20 protein-coding genes are annotated in these 21,994 nt (G+C 34.0%); 8 read left to right on the top strand and 12 right to left on the bottom strand.

Translation table 11 applies throughout. The features are described 5' to 3' along the window. Positions 1-62: 62 nt before the first annotated feature. Positions 63-1,133 carry a glycosyltransferase gene (locus QLS31_RS07840; protein WP_282743387.1) on the top strand — a complete coding sequence of 357 codons (1,071 nt, stop codon included), beginning with the start codon at positions 63-65 and terminating at the stop codon, positions 1,131-1,133. A gap of 137 nt (positions 1,134-1,270) precedes the next feature. Here the strand turns inward: QLS31_RS07840 and phoU are convergent, their stop codons facing one another. The 8 genes from phoU to QLS31_RS07800 form a co-directional block, all read right to left on the bottom strand. Next, on the bottom strand, positions 1,271-1,960 hold the full coding sequence (gene phoU / locus QLS31_RS07835; protein ID WP_282743386.1) for a phosphate signaling complex protein PhoU: 690 nt from the start codon (positions 1,958-1,960) through the stop codon (positions 1,271-1,273). Positions 1,961-2,019: 59 nt separating this feature from the next. Beyond that, entirely contained in the window at positions 2,020-2,772 is a 753-nt protein-coding gene (gene pstB, locus QLS31_RS07830; RefSeq protein ID WP_282743385.1) for a phosphate ABC transporter ATP-binding protein PstB, read from the bottom strand. Between the two features lies 1 nt (position 2,773). Further along, positions 2,774-3,652, bottom strand: a complete 879-nt coding sequence (gene pstA, locus QLS31_RS07825; protein WP_282743382.1) for a phosphate ABC transporter permease PstA — start codon at positions 3,650-3,652, stop codon at positions 2,774-2,776. Positions 3,653-3,655: 3 nt separating this feature from the next. After that, positions 3,656-4,864 (bottom strand): phosphate ABC transporter permease subunit PstC, encoded by a 1,209-nt coding sequence (gene pstC / locus QLS31_RS07820; RefSeq protein WP_282743381.1) that lies wholly within the window; start codon positions 4,862-4,864, stop codon positions 3,656-3,658. Between the two features lie 207 nt (positions 4,865-5,071). Next, complete coding sequence (locus tag QLS31_RS07815) at positions 5,072-5,941, bottom strand: phosphate ABC transporter substrate-binding protein (protein ID WP_282743379.1); 870 nt, start codon at positions 5,939-5,941, stop codon at positions 5,072-5,074. A 136-nt stretch (positions 5,942-6,077) separates the two neighbouring features. Continuing rightward, the gene (locus QLS31_RS07810) at positions 6,078-7,427 is read right to left on the bottom strand and encodes a porin (RefSeq protein ID WP_282743377.1); all 1,350 of its coding nucleotides are present in this window, start codon (positions 7,425-7,427) and stop codon (positions 6,078-6,080) included. Between the two features lie 225 nt (positions 7,428-7,652). Next, on the bottom strand, positions 7,653-8,708 hold the full coding sequence (locus QLS31_RS07805) for an ATP-binding protein (protein WP_282743375.1): 1,056 nt from the start codon (positions 8,706-8,708) through the stop codon (positions 7,653-7,655). Further along, entirely contained in the window at positions 8,709-9,392 is a 684-nt protein-coding gene (locus tag QLS31_RS07800; protein WP_099714218.1) for a response regulator transcription factor, read from the bottom strand. A 177-nt stretch (positions 9,393-9,569) separates the two neighbouring features. On the opposite strand from QLS31_RS07800, the gene QLS31_RS07795 reads away from it, so the two are divergent. The 4 genes from QLS31_RS07795 to QLS31_RS07780 all read left to right on the top strand — a co-directional run bounded on the left by QLS31_RS07795 (position 9,570) and on the right by QLS31_RS07780 (position 15,318). Continuing rightward, a complete protein-coding gene (locus tag QLS31_RS07795) occupies positions 9,570-12,350 on the top strand; it encodes a TonB-dependent receptor (RefSeq protein WP_282743374.1) in 2,781 nt (926 codons plus the stop codon). 182 nt (positions 12,351-12,532) lie between these two features. Further along, positions 12,533-13,744 carry a hypothetical protein gene (locus QLS31_RS07790; protein ID WP_282743373.1) on the top strand — a complete coding sequence of 404 codons (1,212 nt, stop codon included), beginning with the start codon at positions 12,533-12,535 and terminating at the stop codon, positions 13,742-13,744. Positions 13,745-13,849: 105 nt separating this feature from the next. Continuing rightward, entirely contained in the window at positions 13,850-14,188 is a 339-nt protein-coding gene (locus QLS31_RS07785; protein ID WP_099714215.1) for a T9SS type A sorting domain-containing protein, read from the top strand. Between the two features lie 149 nt (positions 14,189-14,337). Continuing rightward, on the top strand, positions 14,338-15,318 hold the full coding sequence (locus QLS31_RS07780) for an acyl transferase (RefSeq protein WP_282743371.1): 981 nt from the start codon (positions 14,338-14,340) through the stop codon (positions 15,316-15,318). 59 nt (positions 15,319-15,377) lie between these two features. Here QLS31_RS07780 and tyrS read toward each other — a convergent pair whose 3' ends face one another. Continuing rightward, positions 15,378-16,676, bottom strand: a complete 1,299-nt coding sequence (gene tyrS, locus QLS31_RS07775) for a tyrosine--tRNA ligase (protein WP_282715113.1) — start codon at positions 16,674-16,676, stop codon at positions 15,378-15,380. A 93-nt stretch (positions 16,677-16,769) separates the two neighbouring features. Between tyrS and QLS31_RS07770 the strand changes: the two genes are divergently transcribed. Next, on the top strand, positions 16,770-17,771 hold the full coding sequence (locus QLS31_RS07770) for an NAD-dependent epimerase/dehydratase family protein (protein WP_282743369.1): 1,002 nt from the start codon (positions 16,770-16,772) through the stop codon (positions 17,769-17,771). A gap of 9 nt (positions 17,772-17,780) precedes the next feature. Here QLS31_RS07770 and QLS31_RS07765 read toward each other — a convergent pair whose 3' ends face one another. From QLS31_RS07765 to QLS31_RS07755, 3 genes are read right to left on the bottom strand one after another with little or no spacing between them, the layout of a single operon-like run. Continuing rightward, positions 17,781-18,206 (bottom strand): DUF4296 domain-containing protein, encoded by a 426-nt coding sequence (locus QLS31_RS07765; protein WP_282743367.1) that lies wholly within the window; start codon positions 18,204-18,206, stop codon positions 17,781-17,783. A 10-nt stretch (positions 18,207-18,216) separates the two neighbouring features. Continuing rightward, positions 18,217-19,557 carry a dihydroorotase gene (locus tag QLS31_RS07760; RefSeq protein WP_282743365.1) on the bottom strand — a complete coding sequence of 447 codons (1,341 nt, stop codon included), beginning with the start codon at positions 19,555-19,557 and terminating at the stop codon, positions 18,217-18,219. Between the two features lie 12 nt (positions 19,558-19,569). Further along, positions 19,570-20,295, bottom strand: coding sequence for a polyprenol monophosphomannose synthase (locus tag QLS31_RS07755; protein WP_282743462.1), 726 nt, complete (start codon positions 20,293-20,295; stop codon positions 19,570-19,572). Between the two features lie 104 nt (positions 20,296-20,399). Between QLS31_RS07755 and QLS31_RS07750 the strand changes: the two genes are divergently transcribed. Together QLS31_RS07750 and QLS31_RS07745 are read left to right on the top strand one after the other, a co-directional pair. Further along, complete coding sequence (locus QLS31_RS07750) at positions 20,400-21,071, top strand: DUF4271 domain-containing protein (protein ID WP_282743364.1); 672 nt, start codon at positions 20,400-20,402, stop codon at positions 21,069-21,071. A gap of 12 nt (positions 21,072-21,083) precedes the next feature. Beyond that, positions 21,084-21,833 carry a uroporphyrinogen-III synthase gene (locus QLS31_RS07745; protein WP_099714209.1) on the top strand — a complete coding sequence of 250 codons (750 nt, stop codon included), beginning with the start codon at positions 21,084-21,086 and terminating at the stop codon, positions 21,831-21,833. The last annotated feature ends 161 nt before the right edge of the window (positions 21,834-21,994 follow it).

Genomic DNA, 21,994 nt, shown 5'->3' with positions numbered 1-21,994 from the left:
ATACAAAAAAGGGCTTAACTTATGTATCTTTCAACTATAAAAAACATTTGATACAATTAGAAATGGATATAAAAACCGCCCCTAAAACTATTTTGATTGCGCCTTTAAACTGGGGTTTAGGTCATGCCACCCGTTGCATTCCAATTATTAGAGCTTTACAAGAGAACAACTATATTCCCATAATTGCCTCTGATGGTATTGCTCTTGAATTACTCCGAAAAGAGTTTCCCAACGTACAAACTCTGGAACTCCCATCCTATCAAATTGAATATGCTAAAAATGGCGCCAATTTTAAATGGAAACTAATAAAGAATGGCCCAAAAATGATTAGAGCCATTCTGGAAGAAAAAAAAATAATTCAAAATTGGATTGAAAAATATGCAATAGACGGTATTATTTCAGACAATAGATTGGGTGTTTTCAGCAAAAAAGTACCTTCTGTATTTATTACCCATCAATTGAATGTGATGACCGGAAATACTACTTGGATAACCAGTAAAATTCATCAATCAATTATAAAAAAATATACGGAATGCTGGGTTCCCGATCTATCTGGAACTCCAAATTTAACCGGCAAATTAGGTCATATTGACAATCCAAATCTCAAAACAAAATATATTGGTCCTTTGAGCAGACTCCAAAAGAAATTGTTACCAAAAAAATATGATTTACTAGTAATTCTCTCTGGTCCTGAACCTCAACGTGGCATGTTAGAAAAACATTTAAAAGAAGAAATTGTTAACTACAGTGGTAATGCAATTTTCATTGAGGGAAATATAGAAAAGGAGCAAAAAACAAGAATAATTGGAAATGTCACCTATTACAACTTCATGAATTCAACTGAACTGGAGCAGGCTTTTAACGAAAGTGAAATGGTTCTTTGCCGTTCGGGTTATACTACAATCATGGATTTAGCGCAACTGAGAAAGAAAGCTTTTTTTATTCCAACACCCGGGCAATATGAACAAGAATATTTAGCCAAAAAAATGAAGAAAGAAGGTCTGGTTCCTTATGCAACACAAGATGATTTTAGAATGGAAAATATTCTAGAGATTGAGGAATATAAAGGATTGCCTCGATTAGACACTACATTAGACTGGAAAATAGTATTCCAAGTTTTTGAAAAGAATTAATCGTCATACAACTGTAATTTGCAAAACACTTCAAATACAAAAGCCCTAATTTAGGTTTCTTCCTTAATCAAAAAGCACACTAATTACCATACATTCAAAGTATAGAATTAGTGTGCTTTTATAAAAAATTCGAAAAATTAATCCAGATTGTCGGTGTCAAATTTCTTGTCTCCAAATTTTTCGTGCTTGATAATTTTGGCATTAATAATAAAATAAACATACTCTGCAATATTTGTACAATGCTCCGAAATACGTTCCAAATGTTTTAAAACAATCACAAGATTTGTTCCTGAAACTACCGTTTTAGAATTGATCTTCATTTCATTTATAATGTTGTGAATGGCTTCGTCACTTTCATTTTTTATGGTATTATTCAATATGAAAATCTCACCAATCGTACTTTCATTACGAGTTAAAAAACATTCATTTGTTTTTATTGTAATCGACTCCACTTGTCTGGCAATATCAGCAATACTGAACTTAACAATTAAGTCATGTTTGTCTTTAATATTTTTAGATTTTTTTATAATGCTTATGGCTAAATCACCTATTCTTTCTATCTCATTGCTAATCTGCATGGCTGACATAATAAAACGTAAATCAGAAGCGACTGGCTGATGTAAGGCAAAAATACTTTGACAAATCTCATCAATCTTAACATCCAATTTATCAATCCTATTTTCTGTTTTTTTTACTTCTTTACCTTCCGCGACAGATTCTGAAAGTAATGCTTTGACAGCCTCAGTCACCTGACTTTCGGCTAAATTTTCTATTTTTATTATTATGCCCTTAAGCTTTCCTAGTTCTGTTTCTATGTGTGACCCCATTTTTTAAAGATTTAAAAAAATTTAAATTAAACGATTCTGAATACAAATCAAAGTCAATCTTATCCAAATCTTCCTGTTATATAATCTTCCGTTTGTTTTTGTGACGGTTTTGTAAATATAGCTTTTGTTTTATCATATTCAATCAATTCACCCATATAGAAAAAAGCAGTGGTATCACTCACACGTCCTGCTTGCTGCATATTGTGTGTTACAATAACTATTGTATATTTATTTTTTAATTCATAAATAAGTTCTTCAATTTTGGAGGTAGAAATTGGATCCAAAGCCGATGTAGGCTCATCCATTAACAATATAGAAGGTTGAATCGCTAATGCGCGGGCAATGCACAAACGTTGTTGTTGTCCTCCTGAAAGTTGAAAAGCTGACTTCTTCAATTTGTCTTTCACTTCTCCCCAAAGCGCTACTTGTTCTATAGAAGTAATTACGCGTTCTTCAATGATTTTTTTGTCGGTAATTCCGTTTACTTTTAAACCATATGCAACATTTTCATAAATAGATTTGGGAAACGGATTTGGTTTTTGAAATACCATCCCGACATTTTTACGTAAATCATCTACATTGGTGTTTTTTGCATAAATATCTTGCCCATCGATCAAAATCGTACCCGTTAGATTCGTATTATCAATCAAATCATTCATCCGATTTAGTAAACGCAGATACGTCGATTTACCACAACCGGAAGGTCCAATTAATGCAGTAACGGTATTTTCTTTCATTGATAGCGAAACGTCATGCAAAGCTTGGGTTTCTCCGTAATAAAAATTGATGTTTTTTGATTCAATTTTGTGCATACTAATTCATTTTTACTTTTTTTCCAAAATATTTACGAAGTGCATTCGCCAATAAATTAGAAATTAATACAATTATAATTAAAATAAGTGCCGTTCCATAAGCCATTGCCCGAGATGCTTCTATATTCGTCCCACTGGTTGAAATCACATATAAATGATAGGGCAGCGCCATAGCCTGGTCGAAAATTGAAGTGGGTAATTTTGGCAAAAAATAAGCCGCTACGGTAAATAAAATTGGCGCTGTTTCCCCGGAAACCCTTCCTACGGAAAGAATTAGCCCAGTAATAATATTTGGAAAAGCGATAGGGAAAACTACTTTACTCGTGGTTTGCCATTTACTGGCTCCCAAACCTAAACTGGCCTGTCTAAAAGTATCATCAACCGATTTTAATGATTCTTCGGTGGTTCTGATTACCACTGGTAAAACCAGCAATCCCAAGGTCAACGATCCTGCCAAAAGAGAATCTCCAAATTCCAATTTATTAACAAACAAGGCCATCCCAAAAAGCCCAAAGACAATCGAAGGAACTCCGGCAAGGTTATTTGTCATTTGCTTGATAATTTTTTTCATCCAGCCATCTTTCACATATTCATTCATGTAAATAGCGGCCAAAACACCCACAGGGAAGGCGAAAATCATACTGCCAAAAACCAAACAAAGTGTTCCTACTATCGCCGGAAAAATTCCGCCTTGAGTCATACCCTCTTTTGGCATTTCTAAAATAAACTCCCAACTGATAACGCTAATACCTTTTATTACTATGAAGGATAATATCACAAATAACAGCGCTACAACGGTATAGCTGGTAAATTGAAATATCCCAAAAGCAATTTTCTGGCTTCTTCTTTTTTGTTTTGCTAAACGCATTTCTTTATTCATCTTTTAATGTTTTTTATGGGAATTTCTATTAGTAACCAATTCCACCAACATATTGATGCAAAAAGTAATTAGGAATAAAATACATCCAAGCGCAAATAACGATTGATAATGCAGCCCGCCATTTGCGGCTTCACCCAATTCGGCCGCAATGGTAGCGGGAATGGTTCTTAGTGGTGCTAAAAGTGTATGCGGAATTATTGCCGCATTACCCGTTACCATTAAAACTGCCATCGTTTCACCAATAGCACGCCCAATTCCTAAAATGGCTCCTGCAGTAATTCCGGAAGCCGAATAGGGAATTACCACTTTATATATTGTTTGCCAATGACTCGCTCCTAGAGCCAAGCTGGCTTCTTTCATAGCGCGAGGAGTTGTTCGCATCGCATCTTCGGAAATGGTGATAATCGTTGGCAATGCCATAATAGCCAAAACAATACTTCCCGCCAATCCTGTTTCTCCGACGGGCAATCCGAAAACACTTTGAATTAAAGGTACTATAACCACTAATCCGAAAAAACCATACACTACCGATGGAATTCCCGCCAACAACTCGATGAGTGGTTTTAAAATATTACGCGTTCTTTTTCTGGCTATTTCACTCAGATAAATAGCTGCCGCCAAGCCAATTGGCAATGCTAACAGTATCGCTCCAAAACTGACCCATAACGTACCATAAATCAATGCCTTAACTCCCATTTGCGCAATGGGTTGTGCGGTTGGAAACCATTCCTCTCCGGAAAGAAATTCAAAAATTTTAATTTTGTTGATTTCTAATTCTTTCCCATGAAAATTCTTCGCTTTGTATTTATCCGAAAAAAAGGCAATTACGCCGGGCGTTTTCGAAATATATTCATCTATTTTCGCAGGAAAATGTTCGAAGTTTTCACCTAATTCGGCTTCAGAATAAAATTCCGTAATATCTTCGGTTCTAAATAAAACGATGAGTTCGCTTTTTCCGCCTACCTGTTGCCAATTGGTGATTTTTTGATCGAAAATATCTTTTACCTGAGAAGGTTCTAATTTTTGTATTGAATTAGTCGAATGTACTGCCAACAAAAAACCTTCTTCAATAGGTTTTTTGGTAAAAACTCCCGCGCCTTCAATAAATAGAAAAAAGACAATCAAAACAACAGTAATGCTAGTAGCAGCACTACTTAGCATTAATATGGTTTCAATTATTTTTTCCTTTATTTTTTTAAAATTTGTTTTCAAACTTGGTGATTTATTTTACAGCAAAATTACGTTAGGCTAATGTTACGAATGTATTTTACATATTAACCTTGCGTTAATTTAAAGTTAAGTATGTAAGGTACGAAAAATTGCCTTCATATCTTTAATCAAACTCAAGTTGCTAAAAATGAAACAACTAAAAAAGGCTACCTTAAACAAGGCAGCCTTTTGATTTAATAATAACCTATGTTAATTTAATGGCACGTAACCCACCTCAGAAACAATTTTTTGTCCTTCTGGTGACAAAGCAAAATCCACTACCGCTTTTACTTTTGCAGCATTTACCTTATCAAAAATATAGAATAATGGTCTTGAAATTGGGTAGCTTTTATTTTTAGCCGAAGCTACGCTAGGCGCAACAAAGGTTTTTCCTTGGTCATACGAAACAGAAAGTTGTTTCACTTCTTTAGTTTCGTAAGCTAATCCAACATATCCGATAGCCCCTTTTGTTTGACTTACTGCTTGAACAATAGCTCCTGTTGCTGGCATACTCAAGATATCAGACGCGTAATTTTTTTTATCCATTACTTCTTCTTTAAAGAATTCATACGTTCCTGAAGAAGATTCTCTTGAATACGCTACAATTTTCGCATCTTCACCACCTACTTCTTTCCAGTTCTTGATTTGTCCTGTATAAATTTTCTCCAATTGCTCACGTGTTAACTGACCTACTTTATTAGCCGGATTAACAATAACCGCTAAAGCATCAAAGGCAACAGTAACTTTTTCGATTTCTTTTTTGGCTTCAGAAAATTTTAATTTTTCTTCTGTTTTTAAATCTCTGGAGGCCATTGCAATATCCGTGGTTCCGTCTAAAAGAGCGGTAACACCAACTCCGGTTCCTCCTCCTACTATAGTAAGACTAACTTCGGGATTTGTTTTCATCATTTCCTCAGCCTCTTTCTGTGCCAATGGCAAAACAGTATCACTTCCTTTGATTGTAACTGATGTTGTAGCTGTTACTTTATCTTCAGTTCCCTTATCTTCATTTTTTGCTTTACCGCAACTTAACATTCCAATTAAAGGCAACATTAAGAATAATTTCGTTTTGATAGTCATTTTATGGTTATTTATAAATTTGTACAAAAGTACATGCGTTACATTAACAATATGTTAAGCCAGTATTATACTATCTTTATTATTTAGCTTGTTTTAATAATTATTTAATCCATCCAAAATAAATGATAACAATTTATTAAAAGTTGAATTGAGCCTGTAATCGCAATAAATTACCTCGTTGTCTGTTATTTGGAAGCGCGCTGTCTTCAAACGTTCTATCAGCAATCACCCATTCTGCTACTAATTCAAATGCTTTAATAGGCTGCCATTCAATTCCAAGTTCATAATCTCTTACTACATAACTTCTGGCATCTTTCTCAAATTTCTTTCCGCCATCATAATATTGAAATTTGACAAAAGGATAAATATATTGCTGTTTAGGCAAATCCCATTTATAGTTTAAGGTAACATAACCGCCTTCTAAATCCGAAGATTCTACCGTATTAGTCGTTTTATCATAGCGAGGTCCTTTTCCGAAATTATATTCTGCCTGAACTCCAAATGGTTTAGGGTAAAGAATGAAAGAAGCTGCAACCCTTTGGTCGACTGTATATAGTTTATCCTGCGTTGTCACTCCTGTTGAAAGTTCATTAGTAAAAGCCCATTTTCCAGTATAGGCCTGTAAACCTGGCTCAATAATTTGACCTCCAACCTCAAAAGGATAACTTACTCTTGTCACTACGTGTAAGTTTCTATTTGCTTCTAACTTGTTGGCTGTTTGTCCATTATAAGCACCAAATGCAAATACTCCATAATCTCCAGAACCTTTGTATCCATCTTTTACCAACATTGCAAAACGATCTCTGATTTTACTTGGAGCCCAGTAAAAAAAAACTCCTAAATCTCTTTCGTTTACCACAGCACTATTTAAACCATCATTACGATCTAATGTCAAACGGTTTTGACTGGATTGCAAATTTTCAAATCCATAAGGCACTTTACTTTGTCCAATTCTTAAACGAAACTCTTTCTTTGCATCAAATGACAAATCAAAATACGCATCTCTAATTTGAGCAAAATTATTAACTCCAGATGTCGGAGAACTTGCAAAGTCCGGTTGTATGTAAAAATATACATTAGGATGTATTTGTCCGGAAAATACGATACGGGCTCGTCTTATAAAAAGACCGTTATTCGATTTTGCATCAATGACTGTTGAAGTTGTGCCCCAAGACTTATCACATTGATCACAGGAAACTTTATCATTAGAAGAAAATAAGCCATTGTATCTTACCTGAACATAACCTCTTATGCCGATTTTATCATACCATTGTTCTTTTTTCTCCTTACTTTTTTCCTGCGCATCCTTTACTTTCTTGATGGAGTCCAAAACATGAACTATGGATTTAGTAAGCTCCTCTTTACTTAAAGGAACTGTTTGTTGAGGGATTTCTGTTTTTTTAGAACTTTCCAAAACAGGAGTAACTTGTGCAACTGCTACATTTACTACAAATATATTTGCAATAATTATTACTATTTTTTTCACGATTAAATGTTGTTTATTTAGTACCCCAAAGGTGATTGCGTAATGTTAATTAAACATTACGTAATTGTTAATTTAATAAAAAACTAATGTTAATAAATCGTTATGAATAAAAATTAATTACCTGTATATTAAATAGTTACAAATATATCTTTTTTGTACCAAATAAAAGCCTTCATGTTATATTAAAAATTACCTAACTTTAAAATGATATTTTGACTCTAAACTTTACTCACTGCGTTTATTTGTTTTTTCAATTGTAAAAGAAAATTCAGATCCAATTCCAAATTTACTATTTACATAAATTTTCTCATCATGCGCTTCAATAATATGTTTTACAATGGATAAACCTAAACCTGAACCGCCTTCGGTTCTTGCTCCGCTCTTATCAACTCTGTAAAAACGCTCAAAAAGTCTTGGGATATTTTTTTTCTCTATTCCTTCTCCATTATCCGTGATTCGAACAATGACTTTTTCATCAGTCAAATCTTCAATACTTACCTCAGTAGAACCTTTTACTTTTCCGTATTTGATTGAGTTTACAACAAGATTCATCACTACTTGTTGTATTTTTTCCTGATCCCCAACCACCATGACCGGTTTGTTGTATTTCATGTCAAACATCAACAGGATATCTTTCTTAGAAGCTTTCATTTCGAGCAAATCAAAGACATTTTGAACTAATTTCACAATGTCAAATTCGGCAATTTCTAAGTTCAAATCTCCAATTTCCAGTTTAGAAATCATGTCTAAATCTTGTACGATATAAATCAATCGTTCTACTCCTTTTTCGGCGCGTTCTAAATATTTTTTTCGGATTGTTTTATCGCTCATTGCTCCGTCGAGCAAGGTTGACAAATATCCTTGAACCATAAAAAGTGGCGTTTTGAGCTCATGAGAAACATTCCCAAGAAACTCTCTTCTATATTCTTCACGAACTTTTAAAGTTTCGATTTCTAACTTTTTATCGGTGGCAAACTTTTTCACTTCGCGTGTAAGCGTCGCCATATCGGTTGTAATGGGCTGGTTTCTAAAAGTACTTGACTCTAATAAAGAAACGTCATCGTATATTTTTTTAACTTTTTTATAGATAAATCGCTCTACTCGATACTGTATGACCAAAAATGAAAATGCAGCAATCGCAATGGCAAAAATTAAACAAATGCGATACGAGAAAGTGAAAAATAAATACGTGAGGAAACCAACTAATCCTGTAGAAAAAAGAGTGATGTAAAGCGCTGACTTTACGGCAAAACGATATGTTTTTTTAAAATTTATTGTCATTTACACTTCAAACTTATAGCCTACTCCTTTTATTGTTTTAAACAATTCTTCTCCTATTTTCTCTCTTAGTTTTCTGATGTGAACATCAATTGTTCTTCCACCAACAACTACTTCATTTCCCCAGACTTTGTCGAGAATCTCGTCACGTTTGAATACTTTTCCAGGTTTTGAAGCAAGCAGGTAGAATAATTCAAACTCTTTTCTAGGCAATGCAATTTCAATATTATCCTTAACGATTTTATATTCTTCGCGATTTATTTCGATTCCGCCTACATTAAGTGTTTCGCTGTTTTGCTCCTTTTCTTTTAATCGGCGTAATAATGCTTTTACTTTACTGACTAATAATTTAGGTTTAATAGGCTTTGTGATGTAATCATCTGCACCGGCATCAAAACCTGCAACTTGAGAATAGTCTTCACTTCTGGCAGTCAAAAAAGTGATGATTACATTACTGAGTTCAGGAATCTTTCTAATGTTTTCGCAAGCTTCCATTCCATCCATTTCCGGCATCATTACATCCATTATAATAAGGTCTGGCATTTCTTTTTTAGCTTTCGCTATTGCCTCTCTACCATTTGCTGCCGTAACGATTTGATACCCCTCTTGAGAGAGGTTATACCCTACTATTTCTAGGATATCCGGTTCATCATCTACTAATAAAATCTTCGTGTTTTTCTTCTTCATAAAGCGCCAAAAATTGTTTTTGAATTGTAAATGTAATAATAAATGGGATATTCAAATGGTGTTAACCATAATTTAATATTGGGGTGATTTTAGGACCCAAAACAAAACATAACCATAACAAGCCAGTAACTTACATTTTACATTTCAGGCGTTACTTTGCAAAAAAATTAAAACCAAATGAAATTCAAGTTACTATTTTTCACGTTATTAATAACAGTTATTTCTTTTTCACAGAATAAAGGAACGATTTCTGGAATCTTAACAGACAAAGATGCTAATAATCAGTCTTTACCTTTTGCTAACGTTCTTATTAAAGGAACAAATATAGGAACTAATACTGATATTGATGGTAAATATACCATAACTATACTACCTGGAAGCTATACTTTACAACTTAGTTTTGTAGGGTATGAATCTGTAGAAATTCCTGTGACAGTGGTTGCTGATGAAACAGTAACTATTAACAGAGCACTAGGTTCTGGTAGCTATACCCTGAAAGATGTTGTTGTAAGAAACACAGCAAGCAGAGAAAAGGAAACAGCTCTTTTATTAGACCAAAAACAAGCGGTCGTAATTAAACAAAGTATCGGTGCTCAAGAAATGGCTCGTAAAGGAGTTAGCGATGTTGAGGAAGGTTTGACAAAAATTACCGGAATCACTAAAGTTGACGGAAGAGGTTTATTCATCAGAGGATTAGAAGACCGTTACAATAACTTATTGATAAACGACTTACAATCACCATCAAACAGTCCTTTCAAAAAAATCATTCCATTAGATTTATTCCCTACTGATGTTGTGGGAGTATTAAATATCTACAAAACTTTCAATACTAACATTTCTGGAGATTTTGCCGGAGCAACCGTTAATATCGAAACACCTCAACCAAAAAACATTACTAAATTGAATATTGGTTTTGGATATACGACTAACAATAATCTTCAAGACTTTTTACTTTCTGATGATGCAAATTCTACAAAGGGAACTTTAGGACTGATTGGTAATGACAGAGCACTTCCTGGTATTTTTGGATCAGTTCCAAGTGGACAAAAACTTTCTCCTGCTGAATACGAAAATGGATTTGGTAAAAAATCATGGGATGTTAACAATACAAAAAGTCCTTTGAATTCTAGTATTGGATTTTTACATGCTCAAAAATTCAATCTTAAAAACGAAAGAAACATTAGTTACATCATGTCTTTCAACTTTGACAACAAATACTCATACAGAGAAGGTGTTGACAGAACTTTCAATCTTGGACAAGGGAACTACGACAATAATTTATACAATACGCAATACAGCTACCAAACTACTTTTTCTGGTTTAGCAGGATTGAAGTACAAGACAGATCGTTTTAATTTAAGCTTCAATACGTTCTTGATTAAAGCGACTGAAAGCAAAATTCAAGACCAATTAGGGTACACAAACAGTTTGGCAAATCAGACAAACAACCTTATTAGATTAAATCAATACGAAGAATCTAACTATTGGAACTCACAATTGTACGGTGATTATAAATTAACCGAAGACGGAAAACACAGCATAAAAGCTGGAGGTTCTTATGTGAAAACTTCTTTTCAACAACCTGACAGAAAATTTATCACTGGTGTAAAAGTAAGTGACAGCCAAATAAATATGTCTTATGGTGGTAATAACTTGAACCGTCAATTTCTTGATGTAAAAGGAAACTTCTATTACTCTTCACTTTTAGAATATAATTTAAAATTTGGAGATAAGGAAGATTCTAATAAATTATCTATTGGATACAACAGTTCGCTGAACGACATGGAATCTTCATACCGTTTCTTCTCAGGAAGAAGAAATTTGGAGAAAAACTATACTGCTGATTTAAGTACTATAAGCCAAAACATCAACGAAGATATCAACAACGGAATTGTTTATGTTCAGGAAGAATCTAACGGAGATTATAAAGTAAAATTGAATCAGTTTGTTAATGCAGGTTACTTCAATTTGTTCATGAATCTTGGAGAAAAATGGGATTTGAATGCTGGTATTAGAGGTGAAAGTTCTACTCGTACCATAAAATACAGACAACAAGGTGATCCTTTTGGAAGCGCTTACCGCAAAAAGACAGATGACAAACTTGATATCTTACCATCTATAAATGCGAAACGTATTTTGAATGAAAACAGTAATTTGAGAGTATCATTGGCAAAAACAATAACTCGTCCAGTTGCGATGGAGTTGTTACCAATAAATTACATCAATGCCGATGGAACTTCAGAAAGTGGAAACCCAGATTTGAAAGACAGTGAAAACTATAATGTTGATTTCAAATATGAATTGTTTCCTAACAGTAAAGAATTATTTGCTGTAGGAGTATTTGGAAAAATGATTAACGATCCTATTGAAAGAGTTTTCAAACCAACTGCAAATAGCGGTGGACAAATCACAACTTTCAAAAACTCAGAGCAAGCGGTTATTTATGGTGCCGAAATAGAAATGCTTTTCCAATTGAGCAGAATCAGTAAATCTCTTTCTAATTTCTCTTTAGGTTTCAATACGTCATTGATGAGTACTGATGTTAAAATTGACATTAAGAAACAAGGGAATGAATTAGAAAACAGCACAAATCGTAAGCTGCAAGGTGCTTCAAACTGGTTAATCAATTCTGATTTAAAGTATGACTTCATCCTTAATAAAGATTGGAAAAACTCTATGACCTTAGTATATAATGTTTATGGAGACCGTATTTTCGCTGTAGGTTCTTCAGGAATTGATCATATCTACGAGAAATCTTTCAGTAAATTAGATTTTGTTTGGACTAACTCAATTTCAAAAAGTATCGAACTTAAATTTGGAGTAGACAACATCTTAAATCCAAGTTATAAAAAAGAGTTGGGAAGCAAAAGCACTTTAAACATTACAGAAGACTCGCTAATTTTAAGAGAATTCAAAAAAGGTGTCGGGTTCTCCTTTAACATAGGATACACGTTTTAAAAACAACAAAAAAAGAGCTTTAATAGCTCTTTTTTTGTTTACGTAAGTAACATAAACTTTACATCAAATTCATTGTTATATAATACTTTAATAACAATTACATAACTAAATTTCAGAAGCTCGGAAGTACTTTTGAAATAAATAATTAACAAAAAAAACTTATAATTTTAAAATCATTAAAAATGAAAAAATTAGTATTCAGTCTTGCATTATTGAGCTTGGTTTTTACAAGTTGTACTTCAAGTGATGACGATGTAGTAACAACTCCACCAACTGCAACGGGTGAAATCACAGGAGATATCACAGCAACAAAAACCTACACAAAAGGTGTTTATACTATTAAAGGTACAGTAAGAGTAAAAAGCGATGTTACATTAACTTTTGAAGCTGGTTCAGTAATTACTGCTGATGTAGCTGACGGTACAGATGCTTTATTAGTAGAAAAAGGCGGAAAATTAAATATTTCTGGAACTGCAGCAGAACCTGTTGTATTTACTGAAAAATCTAAAACTGCAGGTTCTTGGGGAGGTATAATCATGTTTGGTGATGCTCCTATCGTTTCTGGAAAAGCAGCTGACGGAAGTGCTATTACAACTGCAACTTCTGAAGACGGAACAAATATAGTTTACGGTGGTACAAATGCTGCTCATAATGGTGGTTCTTTGAAATATGTACGAGTAGAATATGCAGGTAAAAAAATCCTTGACGGAAATTCTGAGATGAATGGTTTCTCATTCTATTCAGTAGGTTCTGGAACAGTATTAGAAAATCTTGTTGCTTACAAAGGAGCTGATGACGGTTTTGAATTTTACGGAGGAACAGTAAGTGCCAAAAACCTTATTTCTTACGGAAACACAGATGATTCTTTTGACTGGCAAGATGGATGGCAAGGTCAAGCAAACACTAACTGGTATGCTTATCAAACTGGAGCTGGAAATTTTGGAATGGAAATCGAAGCTAAAAGTGTGAACAATACTTTCTTCCCAAAAGTATCTAATATTACTTTAAGAAGAGCTGCCGGTACAGCAACTGAGGCTGGTAACCCACTTGAAATAGATGCAATCCAATTCAAAAAAGAAGGAAACGGAGAATATTCTAATGTAGTAATTTCAGGATACACAAATACTGCAGTTTCAGGAACTACAACAGTAAATGCGGTTGCCGTTAGAATACAAGATGCTGCTACAAACACAAATCAAGTTCTTACTGGTAAAATAAAAATGTTAAATGTAAAAATTTCAGACACTCATACAGCTCAATGGGGCGCTGGTGCAGCTTTTACAGTTTCATTCTTACCTGCAAACTTCACAACAAGCACAACAGCATCTGGAGCAGTATTGACTCCTGGAGCATGGGCTATTGTAGATGGTGTTAATTTACTATCGAATTTATAAAAAACACCCGCATATATTTATATCAAACATCCTGAGTTTTCAGGATGTTTTTTTTGGTACGCTTTTTGAATTATTTTTTGTATATTTACTATTCAATCTAATCCGATGGCAAAAAACTACTTTTATACTACCCTTTTATTGGTTTTTTTATTTTCTATGAGCACTAATGCTCAGGAAACTAAGCAACAACCAAAAACACAAGAAACCGCCGTTATCGAAGGTTTAAACTTGTACCCGAACCCTGTGAGTAATGGGAAAGTCTACATTACTTCAAAAAATGACTTAGATAAAGAAATCATTATCTTTGATGTTTTAGGAAAAAAAGTGCTTCAAACAATGCTTAGTTCCAGAGAGCTTAATGTCTCTAATCTAACTTCCGGTGTTTACATCATAAAGATTAATGAAAAAGAGGCATCTGCGACCAGAAAACTAATTATAAGATAATACGTCAACATTTAAATACAAAAGCTCCAATTCCTATTGGGGCTTTTTTTTATGCCGAATTCTAATGTAGGCGAGTCCAAAAACATACTATTGCACTTTTGTAAATGAGCTTGCCTTAAAATTTTTGATTACTTTTGCAAAAAAAATTCTTGATTACATCCTCCGATATATTTGCTATTTCCAGTCAAAAACAGTTTGAGAAAATCGCCTTGAAAGTGTTTCGTTTCCAATACGAAAACAACTTGGTCTATCAAGAGTTTTGTAAATTTTTAAAAACAGATCCTCATAAAGTAAAGTCATTACAGCAGATTCCCTTTTTACCGATTCAGTTCTTTAAGAGTCATGAAGTGGTTTCCAATACTAATCCAATTCAGGAAACTTTTACCAGCAGCGGAACAACCGGAATGATTACCAGCAAACATCTGGTTACCGATGTTACCTTATATGAAGAAAGCTACCGCAAAGGATTTTCAGAATTCTATGGCAATATCGAAGATTATGTTGTTTTAGCCTTGCTTCCATCCTATCTAGAACGAGAAGGTTCTTCCTTAATTTACATGGTCAAGGATTTAATTGAACTTTCCAATCATCCTGATAGTGGTTTTTACCTGCACAATCATGACGAACTGATTGCCAAACTCATAGCTTTAGACCAAGCCGGTCAAAATGTCATTCTGATTGGTGTTACTTTTGCTTTATTGGATTTAATTGAAAAACATGAGTTTCAACTGCAGCATACCATTATCATGGAAACTGGCGGTATGAAAGGCAAACGCAAAGAAATGATTCGGGAAGAATTACACGAACAATTGTGTAAAGGATTTGGCGTTTCTGCCATACATTCTGAATATGGAATGACCGAATTGCTTTCGCAAGCCTATTCTTTAGGAAACGGCGTATTTGAATACCCTTCTTGGATACAAATCCTCGTTCGTGACACAGAAGATGCTTTAACCTACATTCAAGACGGAAAAACAGGCGGAATCAACGTGATTGATTTGGCCAACATTAATTCTTGTTCGTTTATTGCTACGCAGGATTTGGGCAAAAAAAATCCCAACAACTCTTTCGAGGTATTGGGACGTTTTGATAATTCTGATATTAGAGGTTGTAACTTGATGGTTCTTTAAAGTCTATTTGGTAATTTGTTGATTCGGTTAACCAAATCAACGAATAAACAAATAAGCTATTAAACCACTCTCACCACAAAATAATTTTTCTTTCCACTTTGCAACAATACAAACTGATTATTGATTAAATCTTTTGTTGAAAGCACAAAATCCTCGGCAACTTTTTCTTTATTCACTGAAATAGAATTAGCTGTCAAAGCGCGTCTTGCTTCTCCATTCGATTTCATAAAACCTGTTTTTTCATTCAAAACAGTAACGATATCAATTCCTGCTTCGATTTCGGTTCTGCTGATTTCCGCTTGAGGAACACCATCAAAAACATCTAAGAAAGTTGCTTCACCCAATTGTTTCAAATCATCCGAAGTCGAATTCCCAAACAAAATATTCGATGCTTTTATCGCATTTTCTAAATCTTCTTTTGAATGAACAAAAACCGTAAGCTCTTCGGCCAATTTTCTTTGTAAAGCTCTTAAATGTGGAGCCGTTTTATGCTCTTCTATTAACGCATCTATTGTTGCCGCATCTAAGAAAGTAAAAATCTTAATGTATTTTTCTGCATCAACATCGGTCGTATTCAACCAAAACTGGTAAAATTTATAAACCGAAGTTTTATCAGCGGTTAACCAAACATTTCCTCCTTCGGATTTTCCAAATTTAGAACCATCCGCTTTTGTTATCAAAGGACAAGTCATTGCGTATGCTTTAGCCTCTTCACCTACATTCATACGACGAACTAATTCTGTTCCTGTTGTAATATTCCCCCATTGGTCAGAACCCCCCATTTGCAACAAACAATTGTATTCTTTGTGCAGATGGTAAAAATCATACCCTTGAATTAATTGGTACGTAAATTCCGTAAAAGACATTCCTTCGCCTTCACCCGACAATCTTTTCTTTACAGAATCTTTGGCCATCATGTAATTCACTGTGATTCGTTTACCCACATCACGAGCAAAATTAATGAATGACAAATTCTTCATCCAATCGTAATTATTTACCAGAACTGGCGCATTTATTTCATTCGAATTAAAATCTAAAAAACGAGATAAAACACTTTTTATTCCCTCTACATTATGATTCAAAGTCGCTTCATCCAAGAGATTTCTCTCATCCGATTTTCCTGATGGATCACCAATCATTCCTGTAGCTCCACCAACTAATGCGATAGGTTTATGTCCAAAATTTTTCAAGTGAACCAAAAGTATTATAGGCACTAAGCTTCCAATATGTAAGGAATCCGATGTTGGATCAAATCCTATATAAGTCGTTGTCATTTCTTTTAGAAGTTGCTCTTCAGTTCCAGGCATAATGTCGTGAACTAGACCGCGCCATTGTAATTCGGAAATAATATTTTTCATTTTATAAAAATCAATTTTCACAAAGATAGCTTTAATTGCATAATTTGAAAATCTATCGGTCTAAAAATCGAACAATCTAATTATCTTTACAAAATGATTTTAGTTACAGGAGGAACTGGTTTAGTAGGCGCACATTTATTACTTCATTTAATTGAATCCCGAAGTATCGGGAGTGAAAAAGTACGCGCCATTTATCGAAGTCTCGCTTCGATGAAGAAAACCAAATCCCTATTCGCTACCTATAAAAAGGAATCGCTGTTCGACCAAATTGAATGGGTTCCCGCTGATATTACCGAAGTTCCTTCGTTAGAAATCGCCTTTCAAAATATTGACACCGTGTATCATTGTGCCGCTTTAATTTCTTTTGACCCAAAAGATGAAGATGCATTGCGAAAAACAAACATTGAAGGCACCGCGAATATTGTGAATTTCTGCATTGCTTATGAAATAAAAAAACTGTGTTTTGTAAGTTCTATTGCTACTTTGGGCGATTTACTGCCTCATGAAAAATTCATTACCGAGGAAACCGAATGGAATCCAGAAAAACCACATAATGATTATGCCATTTCTAAATATGGTGCCGAAATGGAAATTTGGCGTGGGCAACAAGAAGGATTATCGGTAATAATTGTAAATCCAGGCGTTATTCTCGGCCCCGGTTTTAGAGAGCAAGGAAGTGGACAACTTTTTACGAAAGTAAAAAACGGATTAAAATTTTACACGCTGGGTTCAACAGGATTTGTTGCCGTTAGTGATGTTGTTAGAATGGCACATCAATTAATGCAAAGCGAAATTAAAAATGAACGCTTCACCTTGATTGCCGAAAATAGTGTTTTCCGTGACATTCTGAATTCTATGGCTGATGCATTGGGTGTTAAAAAACCTGAAATTCACGCAAAACCCTTTTTTATGGAAATGCTTTGGAGATTGGATTGGTTTGTTTCGAATGTGTTGCAACAAAAGAGAAAACTGTCTCAAACAACTGCTAAAGCTTCGTACTCGACAACTATATTTTCGAACCAAAAGATTAAAGACACCTTGAAAACTGATTTTATAAATATTCACCAATACATCAAAGAAATCTCTAATCTATAAGTTCTTTTCTTAGTCTAACTTTGTAGTATCCCTGCTGATTGCAGCTTGTTTTTGCTTTTTGTCAACAATAGGATTCTTTTTCTTTTTTTTCAATTTGACCAAAGAATCCACACTCTTTGTATTTGCTTCCAATCGCTTTCCCATTTGTTCAAACATGCTCTTGTATTCATTATAATCAGAGGCATAATAAACATTGCTTTTAGCAAATTGAACACTGTCAATTTTATATTTTTTAAAAATATAGTCTCTCGAATTTATTTTAAAGGTATCCAAAGACGCCGGATTTTGATTTCTTATGGCTTCCAAAATAGATAAATCATACATAATATTCACCATAACGTCTTTCTCTATAAGTCGTTTCGGCTTGTTCACCACTTCTTCTTTACAGCTTACAAACAGTGCTACAATCGTTAAAAATGCTATGATTTTTCTCATTTACAAAATTTTATCTATCAAATAATAAACGTTTTCCTGCACGAATATCTTTTACTTTAAAAGCAGTATAAACCAATTGCCCGTTTACAAAAGTATGGGTAATTCTGGATTTAAACGTAAAACCTTCAAATGGAGACCAACCACATTTAGCCAAAATATTTTCTTTTTTTACGCTCCAAGGCAAACCTGAATTTACAATTACCAAATCCGCATAGTAGCCTTCTTTGATAAAACCACGTTTTTCTATTTTGAAAATTTTCGCAGGATTGTGGCACATTTTCTCCACAATTTTTTCAATGCTTATTTTTCCTTGGTGATGCGCTTCAAACATAGCTACAACAGCATGTTGCACTAATGGCCCACCAGAAGGCGCATTCAAATACGATTGTTTTTTTTCTTCTAAAGTATGTGGCGCGTGATCCGTTGCGACCACATCAATTCTGTCATCCAGCAATGCTTCCCAAAGTACTTTTCTGTCATTCGCTGTTTTTACAGCTGGATTCCATTTTATAAGATTGCCTTTAGTAGCATAATCATCATTGGTAAACCATAAATGATGCACGCAAACTTCGGCAGTGATTTTCTTATTTTCCAAAGGAATTTTGTTTGTAAACAAATCCATTTCTTTGGCAGTCGAAAGATGAAAAATATGCAAGCGAGCCCCTGTTTTTTTAGCCAGCGCAACCGCTTTGGAAGACGAAATATAACACGCTTCCTCGCTTCTGATAAGGTGATGAACCGTAACAGGAACGTCCTCTCCAAACTCTGCTTTGTATTTCTCTAAATTATTTTTGATAGTCGCTTCATCTTCACAATGCACCGCAATAAGCATGGGTGTACTCGAAAATATTTTCTCTAAAGTAGCTTCATTATCTACCAACATATTCCCTGTTGAGGAACCTAAAAATATTTTTATTCCGGCAACATTCTTTGGATTTGTTTTTAAAACTTCTTCCAAGTTATCGTTGGTTGCGCCCATCATAAAAGAATAATTCGCATACGATTTTTCGGCAGCCAACTCGTATTTTTGCTCTAATATTTCTTGGGTAACCGCATTAGGAACCGTATTCGGTTGTTCGATATATGAAGTAATTCCTCCTGCAACCGCTGCTCTGGATTCTGATTCGATGTCTCCTTTGTGCGTAAGTCCTGGTTCTCTAAAATGCACTTGATCATCAATTGCACCCGGAATCAAATAATTCCCTTCGGCATCAATGATTTTACATTGAGAGGATTTTGCACTAATACTTTCTGAAATCTCAACAATTAAGTCATTTTCAATTAATACATCGCCCTCAAAAATCACCCCTTCATTTACTATTTTGGCATTCTTAATTAAAACCCTGTTCATCCTGTCTTTTTCTTATAATGTGTTGACTAATCTTTTTAATCTAAGTGCAATAACTCCAAAAACGGCTTCAATAATTATCGAATTACTCATTTTTGATTGCCCTCTTGTTCTATCGGTAAAAATGATGGGAACCTCAGCAATTTGAAATTTTTTACAATACGTTCTGTATTTCATTTCAATTTGAAAAGCATATCCAACAAATTTTATTTTATCTAAATTGATCTCTTCGAGCACTTGTCTTTTGTAACAAACAAAACCTGCTGTAGCATCATGAATTTTCATTCCGGTAATCATTCGTACATAAACTGATGCAAAATAAGACATCAATACACGGCTCAACGGCCAGTTTACCACATTTACTCCGGTAACATAACGCGAACCAATCGCTAAATCAGCATCGCCAAAATGACACGCATTGTATAATTTCTCTAAATCATTTGGATTATGGGAGAAATCAGCATCCATTTCAAAAATGAAATCATATTGATGCGCTAATGCCCATCTAAATCCATGAACATAAGCCGTTCCTAGACCCGATTTTTTTTCTCTTTTTTCCAAAAACAATCTCCCTCCAAATTCAGACTGAAGTAAAACAACCTTATCAGCAGTATGATCCGGTGAATTATCATCAATAATAAGAACATGAAAAGATTTATGCTGCGAAAACACCGATCGAATAATGCTTTCTATATTTTCAATTTCGTTATAGGTAGGAATTATAACAATACAATCATTCATATTTTTGACTAATTTCACCGCAAAAGTAAACTTTTTATGCCATTTCATCCTTAATAAAATTATAATAAAAAGAATGATATAAAAATTAGTAATTTTGCATCGTTATGATCGAAAATATACTTCATCCAAGAATAACTGAGAGCAAAGACTGGGCAACCGTGCTTTTTGTTCTGTCATTTGCTATTATTGCTGTTACAAAATCTGTTTTCGAAAACAGATTTGGTGATTTTGCTAATTTAATTTTTTCCAATAAATACAACAAAGTGTACAGAGACAGCAGCCACCTAAAAAGCGGTTTTACCATTTCCTTGTTTTTTGTCCAAGTCATTTCACTTGCTTTCTTCATCCAAATTTCGCTAAGTTATTTTGGCCATGCTTCAAAGACAGATTGGATCCTTTACATTCAAATTTTTACCTTCCTAACTTTCTTTGTTTTATCTAAATATTTGATTGAGAAAATAATAGCCACATCCTTCAATATTGAAGAATTTATGGAGCAGTTTAACCTCCAAAAGGTAACTTATAGAACCTATATTGGACTAATCATACTGCCGTTGAATATTATTTTGTTTTATTACGACTCATTTTCAAGAAATATTCCATTGCTAATTATTGCTATAATATTGATAATTAATATTTTAACTTATTTGATTTCAATAAAAAATTATCAAAATATAATATTCGGTAAGTTGTTTTATTTTATTTTATATCTTTGCGCTCTTGAAATAGCACCCTATTATTTTATGTATTATTGGTTTACAAAAGGGAGTGCTTAGAAACCGTTAAATATGAAAGTGAAAACAATTTTGGTGTCACAGCCTGAGCCTAAAGTGGAGAATTCCCCTTACTTTGAACTTCAACAAAAGCATAAAGTAAAAATTGATTTCAGACCTTTTATTCATGTAGAAGGAGTTAATGCAAAAGAGATTAGACTTCAAAAAATCGATCTTAATCATTACACCGCAATTATTTTAACGAGTAAAAATGCCGTAGATCATTTTTTCAGAGTGGCTGATGAAATGCGTTATAAAGTTCCAGAAGGATTAAAATATTTCTGCCAATCAGAAGCTATTGCTTTTTACCTGCAAAAATACGTAGTGTATAGAAAACGTAAAATCTACGTTGGACCAAAAGATTTTGCTGATTTATCTCCGCTGATAAAAAAATACAAAGACGAAAAATTCTTATTGCCTGCTTCAGACCAATTGAATGCCGATGCGCCAATAACGCTAAACGCATTAAAAGTAGACTGGACTCCAGCTGTTTTTTACAGAACGGTAATGAGTGATTTATCTGATTTAGCCGATGTATATTATGATGTTTTGGCTTTCTTTAGCCCAACCGGAATAAAATCATTGTTTATGAATTTCCCAGATTTCGAACAAAACAATACTCGAATTGCAGTTTTTGGAAGCACTACTCAAAAAGAAGCGTTGGACCATGGATTAAGAGTAGATATTCTTGCACCAACACCAGCAACACCTTCTATGACAATGGCTTTGGAAAAATACATTATTGAAGCTAATAAAGGAAAATAAAAAATTACTTTTCAAAATAAAATAAAAAAGCCATTCGCAATCCGTGAACATGCCCCAAAAAGTTAGACACTATTTGGGGCATTTTTATGGAAAAAAAAGTAAAGTATGATTATGCATTTAAGTTAGAATGTGTAGAATTAGTTTTAAAACAACATTTCACA

The sequence above is a fragment of the Flavobacterium sp. XS2P24 genome (assembly GCF_030010285.1).
GTDB classification, from domain to species: Bacteria; Bacteroidota; Bacteroidia; order Flavobacteriales; family Flavobacteriaceae; genus Flavobacterium; species Flavobacterium algoritolerans.
Note: the sequence above shows the minus strand (reverse complement) of the source record. Positions and strands in the feature narration are given on the sequence as shown.

Coding starts and splice junctions, on each gene's coding strand:
- QLS31_RS07815 (WP_282743379.1), bottom strand. CDS start 5,941: ATGACTATCAAAACGAAATTATTCTTAATGTTGCCTTTAATTGGAATG.
- QLS31_RS07800 (WP_099714218.1), bottom strand. CDS start 9,392: ATGAAGAAGAAAAACACGAAGATTTTATTAGTAGATGATGAACCGGAT.
- phoU (WP_282743386.1), bottom strand. CDS start 1,960: ATGGGGTCACACATAGAAACAGAACTAGGAAAGCTTAAGGGCATAATA.
- QLS31_RS07840 (WP_282743387.1), top strand. CDS start 63: ATGGATATAAAAACCGCCCCTAAAACTATTTTGATTGCGCCTTTAAAC.
- QLS31_RS07795 (WP_282743374.1), top strand. CDS start 9,570: ATGAAATTCAAGTTACTATTTTTCACGTTATTAATAACAGTTATTTCT.
- QLS31_RS07755 (WP_282743462.1), bottom strand. CDS start 20,295: ATGAATGATTGTATTGTTATAATTCCTACCTATAACGAAATTGAAAAT.
- QLS31_RS07760 (WP_282743365.1), bottom strand. CDS start 19,557: ATGAACAGGGTTTTAATTAAGAATGCCAAAATAGTAAATGAAGGGGTG.
- QLS31_RS07745 (WP_099714209.1), top strand. CDS start 21,084: ATGAAAGTGAAAACAATTTTGGTGTCACAGCCTGAGCCTAAAGTGGAG.
- QLS31_RS07750 (WP_282743364.1), top strand. CDS start 20,400: ATGATCGAAAATATACTTCATCCAAGAATAACTGAGAGCAAAGACTGG.
- pstA (WP_282743382.1), bottom strand. CDS start 3,652: ATGAATAAAGAAATGCGTTTAGCAAAACAAAAAAGAAGAAGCCAGAAA.
- QLS31_RS07790 (WP_282743373.1), top strand. CDS start 12,533: ATGAAAAAATTAGTATTCAGTCTTGCATTATTGAGCTTGGTTTTTACA.
- QLS31_RS07770 (WP_282743369.1), top strand. CDS start 16,770: ATGATTTTAGTTACAGGAGGAACTGGTTTAGTAGGCGCACATTTATTA.
- QLS31_RS07785 (WP_099714215.1), top strand. CDS start 13,850: ATGGCAAAAAACTACTTTTATACTACCCTTTTATTGGTTTTTTTATTT.
- pstB (WP_282743385.1), bottom strand. CDS start 2,772: ATGCACAAAATTGAATCAAAAAACATCAATTTTTATTACGGAGAAACC.
- QLS31_RS07765 (WP_282743367.1), bottom strand. CDS start 18,206: ATGAGAAAAATCATAGCATTTTTAACGATTGTAGCACTGTTTGTAAGC.
- tyrS (WP_282715113.1), bottom strand. CDS start 16,676: ATGAAAAATATTATTTCCGAATTACAATGGCGCGGTCTAGTTCACGAC.
- QLS31_RS07805 (WP_282743375.1), bottom strand. CDS start 8,708: ATGACAATAAATTTTAAAAAAACATATCGTTTTGCCGTAAAGTCAGCG.